Here is a 16,479-nt window from a genome sequence, read left to right on the forward strand (position 1 = left end):
TTCGATTGTAAAAGCTAACTTTTGATGTCTTTATCTTATGATGGTCATTTCATCAAGTAAATAAGAAGCTCCGGCAAACTTATCGACCAGAAAGAGCAGGTAGCGCATGTCGAGCGCAATGTTTCGGCACTTCGCAGGGTCAAACATAATATCGCTCATGGTGCCTTCCCAGCAGCGATCGAAATTGATGCCAATGAGATGGCCGTTGGCATCGATCACCGGACTGCCCGAGTTGCCGCCAGTGGTGTGATTCGACGCTACAAAGCAAACGGGTAATTCGCCTGTGCTGTTGGCATACTGACCATAATCCCTGCTTCTGAATAATTCCTTTAAGCGGTCGGGAACATCATAATCGTAAATCTCAGGATTGTCCTTTTCAATGATTCCTTCGAGGGTGGTGTAGTGCTTGTATTCTACTCCGTCGAAGGGGTCATAGCCTTCCACCTTTCCATAGGTGACGCGCATGGTCAGGTTCGCGTCAGGAAACATCATTTGTCCGCTGTTTTTCTGTAAAAGGGCTTCGAGATAGCGGGTTTGATTCTTGTCAATCTGGTCCTGAACAGCATAAAAGGGACGCGAAATTTCTTCTCTGTAATATTTCGACATGCCTGCAAACAGCCCAAACAATGGATCTTTTTTGATCTTCTTTTGTAATTTTTCACTATCACCAGCTTCAATGAGTGCCAGCAGGCTTTCACGATCGGCTAATATTGATTTTGCATACAGCTTGTTCAGCGCTTTACCGGGCTTTTTACTGTTAAAAATTTGCTTTAGTTCAGCCGGAACCAGATCGCCCTTCAAATCGTTGTGGTACTTGCTCATTAGTGCAGTAAATACCAGCTGATCGACCTGTGAATTGTAATCCTTGAAATGCTTGTTGAGCCAGGCAAGTTCACTTTCGACATCATAAGTCTCCTTTATTTGGTTGAAACGACGGAAAAGCTGGTAAACATCAGTTCCCCTGAGTACGGCTTCATCGTAATAATCTTTTGCTTTCTGATAGGGTGCCAGTTGCTCGTAAAGTAATTCAAAAGTGTCCAACACGCTGCCAAAACGTTCCTGTCGCTCCTCATTGGCCTGAGCCCAGCGGGCAAAGTCAGCTTCTTCCTTCTTTTTTACTTCAATAGCATCCAGACGCAGGAGGCCTTTGCTTTCACCGCTCCATTTTTTCCATGCATTGCTGGTCGATGCATATTTGGCTGCATACTGAATACGCGTTCCCCTGTCGGCTTCCATGGCCTGACCCATAATGGCGAGTTTGATATCGCGAATGGCAATGCGGTCGGGATTTCGTTGTTCGAGAATTTGTTCAACCGCTTGTGAATGCAGGTATTGTTGTGTTGTTCCGGGATAACCGAACACCATGGTGAAATCATCTTTTTCGACGCCGGAGATGTTGATGGAAAAGTATTTTTTTGGTTGATATGGAACATTGTCGGGGGAATAATCAGCCGGTTGATTGTTGGCATCGGCATAAATGCGAAACATCGAAAAGTCGCCGGTATGACGTGGCCACATCCAGTTGTCGGTATCGCCGCCAAACTTCCCAATGGCCGACGGTGGAGCACCTACCAGACGCACATCGGTAAAGGTTTCGGTGATGAACAGGAAGTACTGGTTGCCTGAATAGAAAGGCTTGACACTTGCTTTGTAGTGCGTACCTTCGGTGGCTTCGCTAATGAGCTGTTCAATATTTTTATCTCTTTTTTCCTTCTTCAACTGTTCATTGGCTGCCTGATTACTATCGCCCAGTACAAGATCGGTCACGTCGCGCATTTCAACCAGAAAGGTGACTTTCAGTCCCTCGTTAGGCAATTCTTCTTCACGGCTCATAGCCCAAAAGCCATTGGTCAGGTAGTCGTTGTCCAATGAACTGTGTGATTGAATTTGCCGGTATCCGCAATGATGGTTGGTAATCATGAGCCCGTCGGGCGAAATCAGTTCACCGGTACAACCACTCCCAAAAAGCACGATGGCGTCCTTCATGCTTGCCTGATTCACATTGTAAATATCGTCGGTCGAAAGCTGAAAGCCCATTTGATGCATTTCGTCGATGTTTCGGTCGAGCAGGAGCGGAATCCACATGCCTTCGCGGGCAAAAGTACTTGCGATGATTGTGAATGCTAAGAGAAAGGTCAAAAGAAGTGTTCTGATCATAACGATGATAATTGAATTTATGCCCAAAAATAAAACTTTCGACAGGGAAAGAAAGAAGAAATATCATGTACGACTGCAAAACGGCCCGTATTCAAGCGGAAAGCGCAGGAAAAGTAAGCAGCAGCATCCAACTTAGGCCTTTTGTTTCTGCATGTTAGTCGTCGGAAAAGTGAATCAAAATATCGCGGTATTCATTAAAAATTTTCGATTTTGACAAAAAGCCCTTGTACTGGCCATTTTCGGTTACCGGAAGGTTCCAGGCCTTGGTCTTGTTGAATTTCTTCATCACCGAATCCATGTTTTCATTCATTTCAACAATGGCAGGTGGTGCCGTCATAAATTCGGTAATCATGGTATTATCGTACATTTCGCGGTTGAAGATGATGGGACGAACCGACTCCATCAATACGATGCCAACCAGTTTGTTTTCGTCGTCGGTAACCGGAAAAATATTGCGTTTCGATTCGGGCACCCTTTTAACAAAATCTCTGAGCGTGTAATCTTCCTTCAATTCGATAAAGCCTGTTTCGATCAGTTTTTCGGTATTGAGCATGATCAGCACATTTTTATCCTTGTGATGGGTGAGCAGCTCTCCGCGCTGAGCCAGTCGTTTGGTATAAATTGAGTGCGGCTCAAAAATCATAATGGTGATGTACGAAATGGTTGCCGTGGTTATCAGGGGCAAGAAAAGGTTGTAGCCACCGGTGACTTCGGCAATCAGAAAGATGGCCGTCATGGGGGCATGCATTACCCCGGCCATCACTCCCGACATGCCGGCCAGGGCAAAATTACTTTCAGGAAGATCGATGGAGAGGACTTGATTCAGTGTGTGCACCAGAAAGTAGCCTGCAAAACTTCCAACCAGCAGGGTGGGGGCAAAAATTCCACCAACACCACCCGCGCCATTGGTCGAAGCCATGGCAATTACCTTGAATATCAGAATCGCAAAGAGCAAAACCAGAAACCAGATGCTGTCGGGCTCAACCGCGTTAAACAGGCTGTTATTAAATATTTTTCCTCCTTCGCCATGCAGTATGGTGCTGATGTAGTTGTAGCCTTCACCCCAAACCGCCGGGAACAAAAAAATCAATAGTGTTAATATCGATACGCCCATCATGATTTTCAGCAGTGGTTTTTTTATGCTCTGATACAACTGTTCAATGTAGAGGGTCATGCGGGTAAAGTAAACCGAAACAAAACCACAAAAGATGCCCAGAATAATATAATAACCAATATTTTCTACTGTAAAGGTCTGATCGAGGTTAAAAGTGAGCAAAACACTGTCACCCATAAAAAAATAAGCAACCACTGTGGCGCTTACAGCCGAGATCATCAGTGGAATCAGCGAGGCCATGGTCAGGTCGAGCATCAACACTTCGAGGGTAAACAACAAACCAGTCAGCGGAGCCTTGAAAATACCGGCAATGGCGCCAGCCGCACCACAGCCCACCATCAGGGTAATTTGCCTGTAATTTAGTTTGAATAAGCGTGCCAGATTTGAACCAATGGCCGATCCGGTAAGTACAACCGGTGCCTCGGCTCCAACAGATCCGCCAAAGCTGATGGTAATGGTACTGGCCAGCATCGATGTCCAGGTATTGTGCGTCCTGATTTGGCTATTTCGCTTCGAAATGGCATACAAAACCCGGGTAACCCCATGACTGATGTTGTCTTTCACAATGTATTTTACAAAAAGAATTGTCAGGATAATACCAACCAGCGGAAAGAGCAGATAATAATAATCGCCAACAGAAAGAAATTTCTCCTCAAGCAGTTCAATGGAAAAATGGATCAGGTTTTTTAACAAAACAGCAGCCAGACCGCTAATCAATCCAACAATTAAGCTTAAAAACAATATAAAGGTGCGTTCAGAAATATTCCTGATTCTCCAGATGTTAAATTTCCTGAACCAATTATTAACCATCCCACTCATGGTCGCAAAAGTAGAAGAATTTTTGCTTGTTTTTCCTTCAAAAAATGAAAAATTTACTTGGAGTCAATGTTTTAGACTGGTTGTAAATAAGATGCCGTATCATTTGAATTTCCCCTGCTTCATTGTATCCATATTGATTGATAGTTCTGAATTAAATCCCTATTTTTCGGAGTCAATTATAAAACTTTTACTATGGAAGATTTAGCTCCGGGAACAAGGGTTTCACACCCTGCTTATGGTGAGGGAATGATCAGTAAGTCACATCTCACCATTTATGAAATATTCTTCGAAAGAGGTGGGAAAATTGAGTTGACCAAATACAATCCTGAATTAAAAATACTTGAACAGCCCGAGAATGTTGAGCGTACTGGTTTGTCGTTGTCCGAAATAGAGGAAGCCTTAACCTTTGTGCTTGATAAATACCAGGGCATAACGTATGCTGTAAAAATTGCCGATCGCTGGAAAAAGGGGATGATGATCATGAAACCGGCCAATCCCGACCTGCAGTCGAAAGAAGTTCCAATCGAGACCTTCTTTCATAAAATAGTAATGGTTCGTGATCGCCTGAGGGTACTCGAACAGAATATCAACAGCCATCCTTCGCTCAGCGAAGAAGAAAAGATTCAGATGCAGCAATACATTACCAGGGCTTATGGTAGTCTGACTACCTTCAATGTGTTGTTTGCCGAAAAAGAGGATCATTTTAAAGGTCAGAAAAAAGAATGAATAAGCCTGCTTCACCTGTCAACCACTACAAGTATTGTCCGCGCTGTGCCAGCCGGGGCGATTTTGATGAAGAGAACCAGGCTTTCAAATGTCATGCCTGCGGTTTTCATTTTTTCTTAAATTCGTCGGCAGCAGTTACCGCCCTCATTTTTAATTCCAGGGGCGAACTGTTAATGGCTCGCAGGGCAATTGAACCAGCTTACGGTCAACTCGATTTGCCCGGCGGCTTTATCGATCCGGGCGAAAATGCCGAAGAAGCGCTGTTGCGCGAGGTAAAGGAAGAACTCGATCTGGTGCCTTCCGAAATTACTTATTATGGCAGTTTTGCCAACGAGTACCTCTTTTCAGGTACCATTGTCAATACAGTCGATTTGGTTTTTAAATGCAAAATCGATCAGAATGTGCAGGCAAAAAGTCAGGATGATATTATGGAAGTCTGTTTTATTCATCCCAGCAAGCTTGTAATTGAAGAGCTGCCATTCAGGTCAGTAAGAAATATCATTAAAAAGATTCGAAATGAACAGTAAAATTCAAGAACGTTTACAGCAACTAAGGAAATTGATGAAAGAGGAAGGTTTAAACGCTTACCTCATCAATGGTTCCGATCCCCATATGAGTGAATATGTTCCCGAACGCTGGCAAACCCGGGCATGGATATCCAACTTCACCGGCTCGTTTGGCTGGTTGGCCATTACGGCTGATAAGGCAGCATTGTGGACCGATTCGCGTTATTATCTGCAGGCTGGTCAGCAGCTCGATGGCACCGGTTTTGTAATGATGAAAGCCCGCGTACCCGATGCAATCAGCCTTGAAGACTGGCTGGCAAGCGAACTCAACGAAGGAGAAACCGTAGGTTTTGATGGCAGCTGTTATCCGCTCGCAGAAGTAAAAAGCTTTGAGAAAAAATGGGCAGCGCTGGGTATTAAAATTGAATCGGCAATCGACCTGCCCGAAAAAGCATGGACCGATCGTCCGGCACTTTCCGATGCCAAAGCCTTTATGCACCCCCTTGAATGGGCTGGCAAAACACGCAGGGAGAAAATTACAGAAATCAACGAAAAACTGCAGCAGGCAGGTGCCGAAATTACTGTATTGACTGCCCTCGACGACCTTGGCTGGACTTTCAATATTCGCGGTGCCGATGTGGAATGCAACCCGGTTGTACTGGCCTTTGCCATTATTGGAAAAGGACTGACAAAATTGTTTGTCGATGGCAGTAAATTTTCAGCCGACGATTGGAAAGAATTGAAGAACGACGGAGTCGACGTGTTTGACTACGCCCTCTTTTACGATCATTTGCGACAAATTAAAGGGAAAAAGGTGTTGGTCGATCCTGCACGAACCAATTATGAGGCCGGTCGCATTCTGGCCGAAAAAAATCAGCTCATCGAGCAGCTTTCGATTCCCCAGTTGCTGAAATCAGTTAAAATCAAGGCCGAAATCGAAGGCATGAAAAAGGCCCATGTTACCGACGGGCTGGCTTTACTCGATTTTCAGCTGTGGCTCGAAGAAGCATTGCTTAACTCGAAAGTAACAGAATACGACGTAGCACTTCAACTGGCCGAATTTAGGGCCAAGCGTTTCGGCTACGTGGGCACCAGCTTTTTCCCGATTGTGGGCTACCGCGACCATGGCGCCATTGTGCATTTCAGGGTGAGCTCCGAAACAGCCAACGTACTTGAACCCGAAGGAATTCTTTTGTTCGATTCAGGCGGGCAGTATCAGTTTGGTACCACCGATATCACACGAACCATCGCACTGGGAGCGGTGAGTAACGAAATGAAACGCGATTTTACGCTGGTGCTTAAGGGGATGATCAAACTAAGCAAAATCAGGTTTCCCAAAGGTACCATAGGTTGTCACCTCGATGTATTGGCACGGGAAGCGCTTTGGAACGAAAAACTCAATTACGGTCATGGTACAGGGCACGGAGTAGGCGCCTTTATGAACGTACACGAAGGCCCTGGTAGCATACGACCCGATTTGAACAGCATTCCATTACAGCCCGGTAATATCTTCTCGAACGAACCCGGCATGTACCGCGAAGGAAAATATGGTATCAGAACCGAAAATCTGATTCTGGTCGTAGAAGATGAAGAAAATGAATTTGGAAGTTTCATGCGTTTTGAAACCCTGACCCGTTATCCCATCGATACGCGATTGGTTGATAAACGTTTACTCAGCGATGATGAAATCAAATGGCTCAATCAATACCATCAGGATGTATTGTCCTCGTTAAGCCCCTTTACCAATTCAGAAGAATTTAAGTTGCTGAAGCGATTAACACAAGCCATTTAATATGTTGAATATCGGATTCGATCCAATATTTAAGGCGCAATGGCCCGAAATGCAGTTGTATACTTTCGAGGCAGAAGTAGTTGCCAGCGCATCGGGTGACGAATTACTTCAGGCCATTCGTGAGGCCGAGAGCGTAATGCAGCAGGATGTTGTAATCGAAAAGGTTAGTCAGCATCCGGCCATTGCTTCCTCACGAAAAGCTTACAAACGACTGGGGAAGGATCCGGCACGTTACCGACTATCGGCCGAAGCCCTTCAACGCAGGGTAGTTAAGGGAAATCAGCTGTATCAGATCAGCAATGTGGTCGACTGTATCAATCTGGCCTCACTCACTTCGGGTTTCTCAATTGGTGCCTACGATGCAGCCTTGATTGAAGGAGACATCGTGCTGGGCATCGGGAAGAAGGATGAGCCTTACGAGGCACTGGGCCGAGGAGTGCTGAATATTGAAAATTTGCCGGTGCTGCGCGATGACATCGGTGCATTCGGATCGCCTACCAGCGATTCGGTGCGCACCGGAATTCAGTTAAAAACCAGCCGGATTCTGGTGATTTATTTTGGATTTGGCGCACATCAACTGCTTAAAAGTGCCGGCGAAACGTGTTGCCGGCTGCTTGAACAACATGCATCGGCAAGTGTTACAAATGTTAAAACAATCGGCTATGGACGATCGAGTTGAAAAAAATGTACTAAAGCTGTTGATGGTTCAGTTTGATCCACTTTGGGAAGATATTCAGGCTAATCTTACGGAACTCGACCGCCTGCTCGAAACCGTTAACCCGTCGGTCGATGTCGTTTTGTTGCCCGAATCATTTTCAAGCGGCTTTTCGATGAAACCTGAAAAGGTGGCCGAAACGATGGAGGGAAAAGCCGTCACCTGGATGAAACAATTTGCAAGCCGCAATAAAATGGCTGTTTGTGGAAGTCTTTTTATTGCTGAAAATGGTCAGTATTTTAACCGCCTGCTTTGGGTTGATCCTGAAGGAAATTGTATTCACTACGATAAAAGGCACTTGTTTAGTATGGGCGACGAAGCACTGCATTATCATCCGGGAAAGCGACAGGTACTCATTGAGTACAAAGGTTGGAAGATTTTTCCTCAAATATGCTACGATTTGCGTTTCCCGGTTTGGAGCCGGAATACCATGGCTTACGACCTGTTGCTGAATGTCGCCAACTGGCCTGCAGCCCGCGACAGGGTGTGGCAAACCCTGCTAAAGGCCCGTGCCATCGAAAATCAGTGCTATGTTGCAGGGGTTAACCGTATTGGTGCCGACGGGAATAACATTGCTCACCTGGGGCAGTCGATGGTGGTCGATTTTAAGGGCGAGGTGCTGCAAAGTTCATTACAGCCCGGATTGATTGAATGTGAAATCGATAAAAAGGCCTGTGAAGCATTCAGAAAGAAATTTGATACTTTGAAAGATGCCGATCGTTTTACACTTGAGCATTAAAGCGCATCGATATTGATGGCCGACAACACTTCGCCTGTTTGGGTATCGACCACAAGTTCCCAACTTTCAACATAAATGGCCCAGCAAACCCTTAATTCGATGGTTCGCGAAAATTTAACCGGAACAATAATTTTGTGGAAATCCTTCCAGGTCATTTCAGCATTGGGAATCAGCTCCGTTCTGTTATAAGTGAACTTCTGATTGTATAGGTGATTTTGTGCCTGTTCTATTGAAAAATTATCGACCGAAGGAATGAGGATGGGGTAGTACCAATGCCCCTGAATGCCTGTAACCCCGTCGGGTGATAACAAAAAGCGCAGCTCTGTTCCACGTACTTCGAGCCCTTCGTACTTTTGTGCCTCGCTTGTAATAAGCCAGGCCGGTGGTGCCGAGTCGGGAAAGTCAGCCAGGAATTCTTCATAACTTTCACCTTTTAGACTCGTTATCTGCTTAATGTCGATGGTACTGTCGCTTAAAATATTGAACAGCGTACCATGATAATGCAAGGCATCGGCAATCATCATTTTCATGGTGTCGATACTTAGCTTTGCCTCTTGTTCGACATCAATACAGCCTTCATTATTAAGAATTAAAAAAGGGAATCCAAAGTTGTCGATGGCTGTACAATCGCGAAAGGGAGTCTGATCCAGCTGATCGAGCAAAGTAGACTTTTCCCGGCTTGCCGGTTCGTTTATAATTGTGGGATAATCAGGATCGGACGAGCTGATTTGCTCTTCACATCCAGCCATCACCAACAAAACCGTAAGTACCAACCATCCGATCAATTGCTTCATTTTTCTGTTTTTTTGCTAAAGTAAGCATTAAGCAGCAAAGAATAAAAACTAAACAATTAGTTGACAAACTAAACATTTAGTTGTAGCTTTGTTTTGTGATCACATCCAACTTAAAAGAAAACAAAAATGAATCGATTAATTGAAAAAAGGAATCCACCATGATTTTTTTTCCAGCAAATAACTAAATATTTAGTTTGATAACTAACAAAACAGTTATATCTTGATCACTGTTTGAAATATACACTATGAAGGAACTTACAAAAGCCGAAGAGCAGATCATGCAGATCTTGTGGAAACTGGATGAAGCAGTGGTTAACGACATCATTGCAAAGATGCCTGAACCAAAACCGGCATACAATACCGTGTCGACCATCGTCAGGATCCTCGAAAAAAAAGGTTTTGTCGATCACAAAGCCTATGGCAAAACCCATCTTTACTATCCACTGGTTTCAAAAAGGGCCTATACGCGATCGTTTATGAAAAACTTCATTGGTTCCTATTTTGAGAATTCGTTCAGCGAAATGGTTTCTTTTTTCGCCCGCGAAGACAAAATGTCGGTGCGCGAAATTGAAGAACTGATGGATGAAGTTAAAAAGGATCTTGAGAATGAAAACGATCAGAAGCCATAAAACCAGTGTAAACAGCAGCTGTCAAAGGTTGAATTAATATACAAAACAGATGAAGGTATTCATTAACTATATCATCGAAGCCGGTTTAAGTTTAGGCATTTTTACCCTGATTTACTGGTTTGTTTTAAGGCACGAAACCCGGTTTAAAGCCACGCGTTTTTACCTTTTGTTTGCCTTGTTGTTTTCAACCTTGCTTCCGTTTGTAACAATCAGAATCAACCTGTTCAACAGGGCAGCAAGCCCGGCGCTTAACGAAATCAGCGGGGGAGTACAGGGCAGTAACCTACTCGAAAGCGTTACCGTTTATGCTTCCGGATTTCCAGCCAAAATTAGCTATCTGCTGCTTTCGGTCGATTTTTCGCTTCTCGTTTATGTAATGGGTGCTTTTATTGCGCTGTTTGTTATCTCTCTGGGTTTCTTTCAACTTTGGAAAATCGTGAGTAAAAACCGTATTTTTCAGCTTAAAAAAGCGAAACTGGTGGTCGCTTCCCGCGATATCTCTCCCTATTCCTTCTTTAACTATGTTTTTATTTCAAAAAATCTGGTCAGTGAAGAACATTGGAAGTCGATGGTGTATCACGAACTGGAACACGTGAAACAAGGTCACAGCTTCGATGTGTTGTTCATCGATCTGATGATGATCTTTCAATGGTTCAACCCCTTTTACTGGCTTTTGCGCCGTTGGGTTCGCGAAAACCATGAATTTCTGGCCGATACAGGTGTTTTGGCTCGCGGAAGTATTTCGGGAGCGCAGTATAAAAAGCTGTTATTGAGCCAGGTTATTGGCGGGCGACCGTTTATTACCAGCAATTTTTTTAATGTTAAAACAGTACAAAAACGATTTAAAATGATTACAAAAAATAAAAAACAACGCTTTGGATGGTTACGTTACACTACCGGTGTTATTGTGGCCCTTTTATTTACCCTGATGTTCGCCTGTGAGCAAAACGATGCTTTTAATGAGCAGGTCGAACAGGCTTCAAGCTATGTTTACATGGGACGTGTTCTGGCCGAAAATGAGCTGGATGAACTGGGTGTTGCCTCTATGAAAATTATCAAAGTAGAAACACCCGAAGCCATTAAACTATTCCCCGAAATTGAAGGGAAAGTGCACACCAAGGTTACGGCCCTTGTTTTTGATATGAAGGATGAGCGACAAAACAAATTGTCGGAAACGCTTAATGTGGAGGCACTTACCCGCGTTGTAAACGAAGCCGACGAGGTGGTGGTGGTAGCCTATGGAAAAAATGTGACTTACAGTAACGACGAAGTGCACATCATTGTAGATGAAATGCCAGAATTCCCCGGGGGTGAATTGGAACTCAGAAAATTCATTGCCAAAAATGTGGCTTATCCTGTCGAAGCAGCCAAACAGGGAATTTCGGGCAGGGTATATGTTTCGTTTGTAGTGGCGAAGGATGGCAGTGTTGAAGATGTAATTGTTGTTCGTGGTGTCGACAGTTCGCTCGATAATGAAGCATTGAGGGTGGTTAGCTCATTGCCCAAATGGATACCCGGAAAGATGAACGGCGAAGCGGTGAAAGTTGCCTACACAGTGCCTATCAACTTTCAGCTACAATAAATTAGAAATGAATTGATGAAAAAAAACTTTCTGTTTGCCGGCTTGCTGACTTTATTGTTTGCAAGCCAGCTTTTTGCCCAAACTCGTGTTGAAAAGCTGTTTTACCTTGGCCAATATGCCGGGGCCCTGGAGCTTATCGAAAGAAAAGCTGATAAGCAGCAAGTCGATGTTGCAGATCTTGCAATGGCGGCCAGGTGTGCTGTTCAGCTTTTTCAGTTTGAAAAGGCACGTGACTATTACGAGCAGGCCCTTGGCATGAATGCTGATGATGTTTTTCTGAAAGAAGGTTTGGCTGATGCTTTTTTGAATCTGGGGCAAAAAGAGAAAGCTGCTGTGCTTTACGGGCAAATCATACAGACTGATTCAACGAATGTACATGTTGCCGGTAAAATGGCTGCATTGTTGCTTGATCTTGATCAATTTCAGAAAGCTGCTGAAATATACGGTGAGTTGCACCAGCACGATCGACTCAATTCCTATTTCTTTCGCAAATACATGTTTTCGCTGTACAAGCAGAAAAAATATGACGAAGTTATTGCTCTTTATCAGAAACAAAATGGAGTAGAAGAGGATTCCACAGGTGGAAAAGATTCCGTCTTTTCAAATTTGTCAGCCATTCAGTCGGAGCATTATTTCGACCGGGAAGTAGAAATGATGCTGGCCGACAGTTATTTAAAACTTGGCAACAATATAGATGCGATAGAGACCCTGTACGGCATTGTTGACTGCGATTCTGTGTATGTGCCTGCGTTAAACAAGCTGGCTTACATTCAGTTTTCGGCCTACCGGAATTATACAGAAGCTGTGAAGCTTTACCGGGTAGTGAACCGGCTTGAAGCTTATTCCGATCCGTTTCATTTGAAGAACTGGGGTATTTGCGAGTATTTTACAGGAAATTGTGAGCTGGCAGCCCCCTTACTCGATTCGCTAATTGGTGAACTGAACAACGATCCGTTTGTGGTATTTTATGCCGGACTGTCGTACAAAAAGTGTGGCTTTCCCGACCGTTCGCTCGAGTTGCTCGAGCAGGCTGCGACACTGGTAATTCCAGCCTATACCGGCGACCTGTATCATCATTTGGGAAGGGCTTATTCCAGTATGCGCCGCTTTGAAGAGGCCCTTGAAACCTATAATAAGGTGAGAGAATACGACAAACAAAATTACCAGGTACTGTACGATATTGCCGTGACGCACGAAGAATTCAACCTGAACAGGGCCGCAGCACTGGTTTTCTATGAACAGTTTGCAGCGCAGTGTACCAATGAACGATCAACTGAGTTGAAGTATGCGCGGCAAAGAATAGAAATAATCAGGGAAGAGCTTTTTTTCGAAGGAAATTAGCCGTGCTTTTGTATCTTGGGATGCTGACCGGGAAATGCCGGAGTAAAGAACTCAAAATATTTATTATGAAACGTTGCCAATGGGCCAATGGCTCCGAAATCTATCAAAAGTACCACGATGAAGAATGGGGTGTTCCGGTTTATGACGATCGTAAACTCTTTGAATTTCTAATTCTTGAAAGTGCTCAGGCAGGTCTGAGCTGGATTACCATCCTCAAGCGTCGTGAAGGCTATCGCAGCGCATTTGCCAATTTTGATCCGAAAGCTGTGGCTGCTTTTGATGCATCCAAAGTTGAAGAATTAATGCAGGATACAGGAATCATCCGCAATCGTAAAAAAATTGAATCGGCCATTGGCAATGCACGTGCCTTTCTCGAAGTTCAGAAAGAATTTGGAAGCTTTAGCCAATATATTTGGGACTTTGTTGATCATCAGCCAATCATTAATCACTTTAAATCGGGAGATGAACTTCCGGCCAAAACAACGCTTTCCGTAGCCATTGCCTAAGACCTTAAGAAGCGGGGATTCAGCTTTTTGGGACCGGTGGTGATGTATGCGCATATGCAGGCCACCGGCATGGTGAATGATCATTTTACCGATTGTTTCAGACATGACGGGCTTACAAAGACATAAATGTGAGTATTGTTACTTTTTTTAATGCAGGAAAGTTTTATTTTTAACTTCAATTTTTCAATTTATTTACAATACTACCTTTTATGAAGATAAGATTTTACCTGGCTGTAATAAGCCTTTTGCTTGCCACTTTTAATATTGTATCAGCTCAGAATCAGAAAGACGAAAAATCAGGATATCAATTTACCCCGCTTGTTGAACTGGAAGCAACGCCGGTCGAAGATCAGCATCGTACCGGAACCTGCTGGTCGTATTCGGCACTTTCTTTTCTTGAATCAGAATTAATCAGAATGGGAAAGCCTGTAGTCGATTTATCTGAAATGTTTGTTGTGTGGCACTGTTATTCACACAAAGCTGAAAAGTATGTCAGAATGCATGGGAACACCAATTTTGGTCCTGGTGGAGCCTTTCACGATGTAACCTGGGTGTTGAAAAATCATGGTTTGTTACCCGAATCAGCCTATACCGGATTGGTAATCGATGAGGAAAAGCCGGTTCATGGTGAAATGGATGAAATATTACGAAGCAATGTTGAGTCGGTAGTTAAAAACAAAAACCGTAAACTGAGCCCGGTTTGGAACAATGCATTCGACGACTTGCTGAATAACTATCTTGGAGAACTTCCTGAAACCTTCGAGTACGAAGGGGTAGCGTATACACCACGAAGCTTTTCGCGCGATTATCTGCAAATTAATCCCGATGATTATATTGAAATCGGATCGTTTACCCATCACCCTTTTTATGAAAAATTCATTATCGAAATCCCCGACAACTGGTTGTGGGACGAAATATACAATGTGCCCCTTGACGAGATGATGGAGATCATCGATTATGCACTTGAGAACGGCTATACCATTGCCTGGGGAGCCGATGTTAGCGATAAGGGTTTTGCAACAAAAGACAAGGGCGTGGCGGTTGTTCCCGATGTTGATGTTACTGAAATGAGTGACAGTGAAATTTCAAAATGGGAAAACATGAACGAAAAGCAACGTCAGGATGAGTTGTACAAACTGGATGGACCGGGCAGTGAAAAAACCATCACACAGGAAATGCGTCAAATCGATTTTGATAACTTTACTTCAACCGACGATCATGGAATGCACATCATTGGTACGGCCAAAGATCAGAACGGAACTGTTTACTACAAGGTGAAAAATTCATGGGGTGAGTACAACGATTTTAATGGTTACTTTTATGCCTCAAAGCCCTATGTTGCACTGCGAACCATCGATTTTATGATACATAAGGATGCCATCCCTAAAAAAATAGCCAAAAAGCTGGGAATTAATTAACTAAGAGCCCTTAAAAGAAAGAAGTCGTATGCTTTGGAGCATGCGACTTTTTTAATAAAAAAAAACCGCGGGAACCACCCCGCGGTTAACCTTAACCAAACTAACAAAACCAAACCTTATGAACTATAATGTAACGTTTGTTATGAAGTGAACATCAGGCTTGATGTACAACATCAAATACTTAAACAAGTGTTTTTTAAAAAAGGTTCATCGAATCAGGTTTTTTTTGAAGGCAGAATCATTACAAAGCGTGGATTGGGGATTTAAAAAGTAGGTGATCGCCTGTTTATTGCGAAAAAAGGAGGGTGATGACCCTCCTTTTTTAAAAGAAAATATTTTCAAGACATTATACAGCAGGAAGTACCCTTACCATAAATACTCCTTCGATGGCCATCAGTTTGTTGACAATCTCGGGGTCTACTTCCTTTCGGTACACATCAATAATATTATAAGCTATTTCGCTGCGGTTACGGTTTAGCATATTGGCAATATTCACATCGCACGAAGCCAGAGCGGTGGTAATTTGCCCCACCATGTTCGGGATGTTCTTATTGGCAATCAGAATACGGGCACCATCGTGACGTTCCATTTCGGCAGCAGGGAAATTCACTGAATTGATGATATTTCCGTTTTCAAGATATTCCTGTAATTGTTCTACAGCCATGATGGCGCAATTGGTTTCCGACTCCTGCGTAGAGGCTCCCAGGTGAGGAACCGCAATTACATTGGGCATGTCCATTATTTCGGCATCGGGAAAATCGGTCACGTAACGAAAAACTTTTCCGCTTTCAAGTGCTTCCTTCATGTCGGTGTTATTTACCAGTCCGCCACGGGCAAAGTTCAGTACTCTGACTCCGTCTTTCATCATGGCAATACGCTCTTTGTTGATATAGCCTTTGGTTTCGGGAGTTTGCGGTACATTAATGGTTACATAGTCGGCTTGCGAAAGCAGGCTTTCGATGCTCGAAGCCACTTCTACATTACGGCTAAGACGCAAGGCTGCTTTAACCGACATGTAAGGGTCGAAACCAATAACACGCATTCCGAGTGACTGTGCAGCATTGGCAACTAAAACACCAATGGCTCCCAGACCAATTACAGCAAGTGTTTTATTTTTAATTTCCTGGCCACCAAAATTCTTTTTACCGGCTTCAACCAGCGTAGGAATTTCATCTCCTTTTCCTTTCAGTGTTTTGGCCCATTCGATCGATCCGGCAATGTCGCGCGAGGAAAGCATCAAACCGGCAACCACCAGTTCTTTAACCCCATTGGCGTTAGCACCCGGCGTATTGAATACTACGATTCCTTCTTCAGTACATTTTTCTACGGGAATGTTGTTAACCCCTGCACCTGCACGTGCAATGGCTTTAAGCGACGATGGCAATTCCATGTCGTGCATTTTAAAACTGCGCAGAATGATGCCATCGGGATCACTGAATTCACTGTTGATTTCGTATTGCTCAGCAGGAAATAATTTTAATCCCTCTTCGTCAATTTGGTTGAGATTTCGGATTTTGTACATGCTGTTTTTATTTTGAGTGAGACTTCATGTTTGTGTTAAGTGACAAATATCACAATTTTGTACTGTAATTTCTTCAATCTATCCATAAAAATTGGTGTTTACTATGATTTGTTAACGAA

Annotated in this window: 13 protein-coding genes and 1 pseudogene; 10 read left to right on the forward strand and 4 right to left on the reverse strand. The window is 43.7% G+C overall.

What is annotated here, in order from left to right; all coding sequences use genetic code 11:
* Positions 1-30: 30 nt before the first annotated feature.
* Both FHS86_RS08600 and FHS86_RS08605 read right to left on the reverse strand, forming a co-directional pair.
* A complete protein-coding gene (locus tag FHS86_RS08600) occupies positions 31-2,157 on the reverse strand; it encodes a S46 family peptidase (protein WP_429412596.1) in 2,127 nt (708 codons plus the stop codon).
* Between the two features lie 154 nt (positions 2,158-2,311).
* A complete protein-coding gene (locus FHS86_RS08605) occupies positions 2,312-4,090 on the reverse strand; it encodes a chloride channel protein (protein ID WP_429412597.1) in 1,779 nt (592 codons plus the stop codon).
* Positions 4,091-4,282: 192 nt separating this feature from the next.
* Between FHS86_RS08605 and FHS86_RS08610 the strand changes: the two genes are divergently transcribed.
* The 5 genes from FHS86_RS08610 to FHS86_RS08630 are packed head-to-tail and all read left to right on the forward strand — an operon-like array spanning position 4,283 to position 8,568.
* Positions 4,283-4,816 (forward strand): hypothetical protein, encoded by a 534-nt coding sequence (locus FHS86_RS08610; protein WP_429412598.1) that lies wholly within the window; start codon positions 4,283-4,285, stop codon positions 4,814-4,816.
* Entirely contained in the window at positions 4,813-5,343 is a 531-nt protein-coding gene (locus FHS86_RS08615; protein WP_429412599.1) for an NUDIX hydrolase, read from the forward strand. The genes FHS86_RS08610 and FHS86_RS08615 overlap by 4 nt, the downstream gene beginning before the upstream one ends.
* The gene (locus tag FHS86_RS08620; protein WP_429412600.1) at positions 5,333-7,114 is read left to right on the forward strand and encodes an aminopeptidase P family protein; all 1,782 of its coding nucleotides are present in this window, start codon (positions 5,333-5,335) and stop codon (positions 7,112-7,114) included. The genes FHS86_RS08615 and FHS86_RS08620 overlap by 11 nt, the downstream gene beginning before the upstream one ends.
* A gap of 1 nt (position 7,115) precedes the next feature.
* Positions 7,116-7,793: a B3/B4 domain-containing protein gene (locus FHS86_RS08625; protein WP_429412601.1), complete on the forward strand. Its 678-nt coding sequence runs from the start codon at positions 7,116-7,118 to the stop codon at positions 7,791-7,793.
* Positions 7,777-8,568: an amidohydrolase gene (locus FHS86_RS08630; RefSeq protein WP_429412602.1), complete on the forward strand. Its 792-nt coding sequence runs from the start codon at positions 7,777-7,779 to the stop codon at positions 8,566-8,568. The genes FHS86_RS08625 and FHS86_RS08630 overlap by 17 nt, the downstream gene beginning before the upstream one ends.
* On the opposite strand, the gene FHS86_RS08635 is transcribed toward FHS86_RS08630, so the two are convergent.
* Positions 8,565-9,362, reverse strand: a complete 798-nt coding sequence (locus FHS86_RS08635) for a hypothetical protein (protein ID WP_429412603.1) — start codon at positions 9,360-9,362, stop codon at positions 8,565-8,567. The two genes, FHS86_RS08630 and FHS86_RS08635, sit on opposite strands and share 4 nt — an antisense overlap.
* Positions 9,363-9,607: 245 nt before the next feature.
* Here FHS86_RS08635 and FHS86_RS08640 point away from each other — a divergent pair, with 245 nt between their 5' ends.
* The 5 genes and pseudogenes from FHS86_RS08640 to FHS86_RS08660 all read left to right on the forward strand — a co-directional run bounded on the left by FHS86_RS08640 (position 9,608) and on the right by FHS86_RS08660 (position 14,838).
* Positions 9,608-9,991: a BlaI/MecI/CopY family transcriptional regulator gene (locus FHS86_RS08640; protein ID WP_429412604.1), complete on the forward strand. Its 384-nt coding sequence runs from the start codon at positions 9,608-9,610 to the stop codon at positions 9,989-9,991.
* Positions 9,992-10,040: 49 nt separating this feature from the next.
* On the forward strand, positions 10,041-11,573 hold the full coding sequence (locus FHS86_RS08645; RefSeq protein ID WP_429412605.1) for a TonB family protein: 1,533 nt from the start codon (positions 10,041-10,043) through the stop codon (positions 11,571-11,573).
* Between the two features lie 15 nt (positions 11,574-11,588).
* Positions 11,589-12,914 carry a tetratricopeptide repeat protein gene (locus tag FHS86_RS08650; protein ID WP_429412606.1) on the forward strand — a complete coding sequence of 442 codons (1,326 nt, stop codon included), beginning with the start codon at positions 11,589-11,591 and terminating at the stop codon, positions 12,912-12,914.
* A 65-nt stretch (positions 12,915-12,979) separates the two neighbouring features.
* A pseudogene (locus tag FHS86_RS08655) lies at positions 12,980-13,546 on the forward strand (DNA-3-methyladenine glycosylase I).
* A gap of 83 nt (positions 13,547-13,629) precedes the next feature.
* A complete protein-coding gene (locus FHS86_RS08660) occupies positions 13,630-14,838 on the forward strand; it encodes a C1 family peptidase (RefSeq protein WP_429412607.1) in 1,209 nt (402 codons plus the stop codon).
* A gap of 346 nt (positions 14,839-15,184) precedes the next feature.
* Here the strand turns inward: FHS86_RS08660 and FHS86_RS08665 are convergent, their stop codons facing one another.
* Positions 15,185-16,360, reverse strand: a complete 1,176-nt coding sequence (locus FHS86_RS08665) for a phosphoglycerate dehydrogenase (RefSeq protein WP_429412608.1) — start codon at positions 16,358-16,360, stop codon at positions 15,185-15,187.
* Positions 16,361-16,479 lie beyond the last annotated feature (119 nt).

This window comes from Roseimarinus sediminis, assembly GCF_050433125.1.
Lineage (GTDB): Bacteria > Bacteroidota > Bacteroidia > Bacteroidales > Prolixibacteraceae > Roseimarinus > Roseimarinus sediminis.

Bases quoted from the DNA above. Each gene is read 5' to 3' on its own strand.
- FHS86_RS08600 (WP_429412596.1), bottom strand. From the start codon at position 2,157: ATGATCAGAACACTTCTTTTGACCTTTCTCTTAGCATTCACAATCATC.
- FHS86_RS08605 (WP_429412597.1), bottom strand. From the start codon at position 4,090: ATGAGTGGGATGGTTAATAATTGGTTCAGGAAATTTAACATCTGGAGA.
- FHS86_RS08610 (WP_429412598.1), top strand. From the start codon at position 4,283: ATGGAAGATTTAGCTCCGGGAACAAGGGTTTCACACCCTGCTTATGGT.
- FHS86_RS08615 (WP_429412599.1), top strand. From the start codon at position 4,813: ATGAATAAGCCTGCTTCACCTGTCAACCACTACAAGTATTGTCCGCGC.
- FHS86_RS08620 (WP_429412600.1), top strand. From the start codon at position 5,333: ATGAACAGTAAAATTCAAGAACGTTTACAGCAACTAAGGAAATTGATG.
- FHS86_RS08625 (WP_429412601.1), top strand. From the start codon at position 7,116: ATGTTGAATATCGGATTCGATCCAATATTTAAGGCGCAATGGCCCGAA.
- FHS86_RS08630 (WP_429412602.1), top strand. From the start codon at position 7,777: ATGGACGATCGAGTTGAAAAAAATGTACTAAAGCTGTTGATGGTTCAG.
- FHS86_RS08635 (WP_429412603.1), bottom strand. From the start codon at position 9,362: ATGAAGCAATTGATCGGATGGTTGGTACTTACGGTTTTGTTGGTGATG.
- FHS86_RS08640 (WP_429412604.1), top strand. From the start codon at position 9,608: ATGAAGGAACTTACAAAAGCCGAAGAGCAGATCATGCAGATCTTGTGG.
- FHS86_RS08645 (WP_429412605.1), top strand. From the start codon at position 10,041: ATGAAGGTATTCATTAACTATATCATCGAAGCCGGTTTAAGTTTAGGC.
- FHS86_RS08650 (WP_429412606.1), top strand. From the start codon at position 11,589: ATGAAAAAAAACTTTCTGTTTGCCGGCTTGCTGACTTTATTGTTTGCA.
- FHS86_RS08660 (WP_429412607.1), top strand. From the start codon at position 13,630: ATGAAGATAAGATTTTACCTGGCTGTAATAAGCCTTTTGCTTGCCACT.
- FHS86_RS08665 (WP_429412608.1), bottom strand. From the start codon at position 16,360: ATGTACAAAATCCGAAATCTCAACCAAATTGACGAAGAGGGATTAAAA.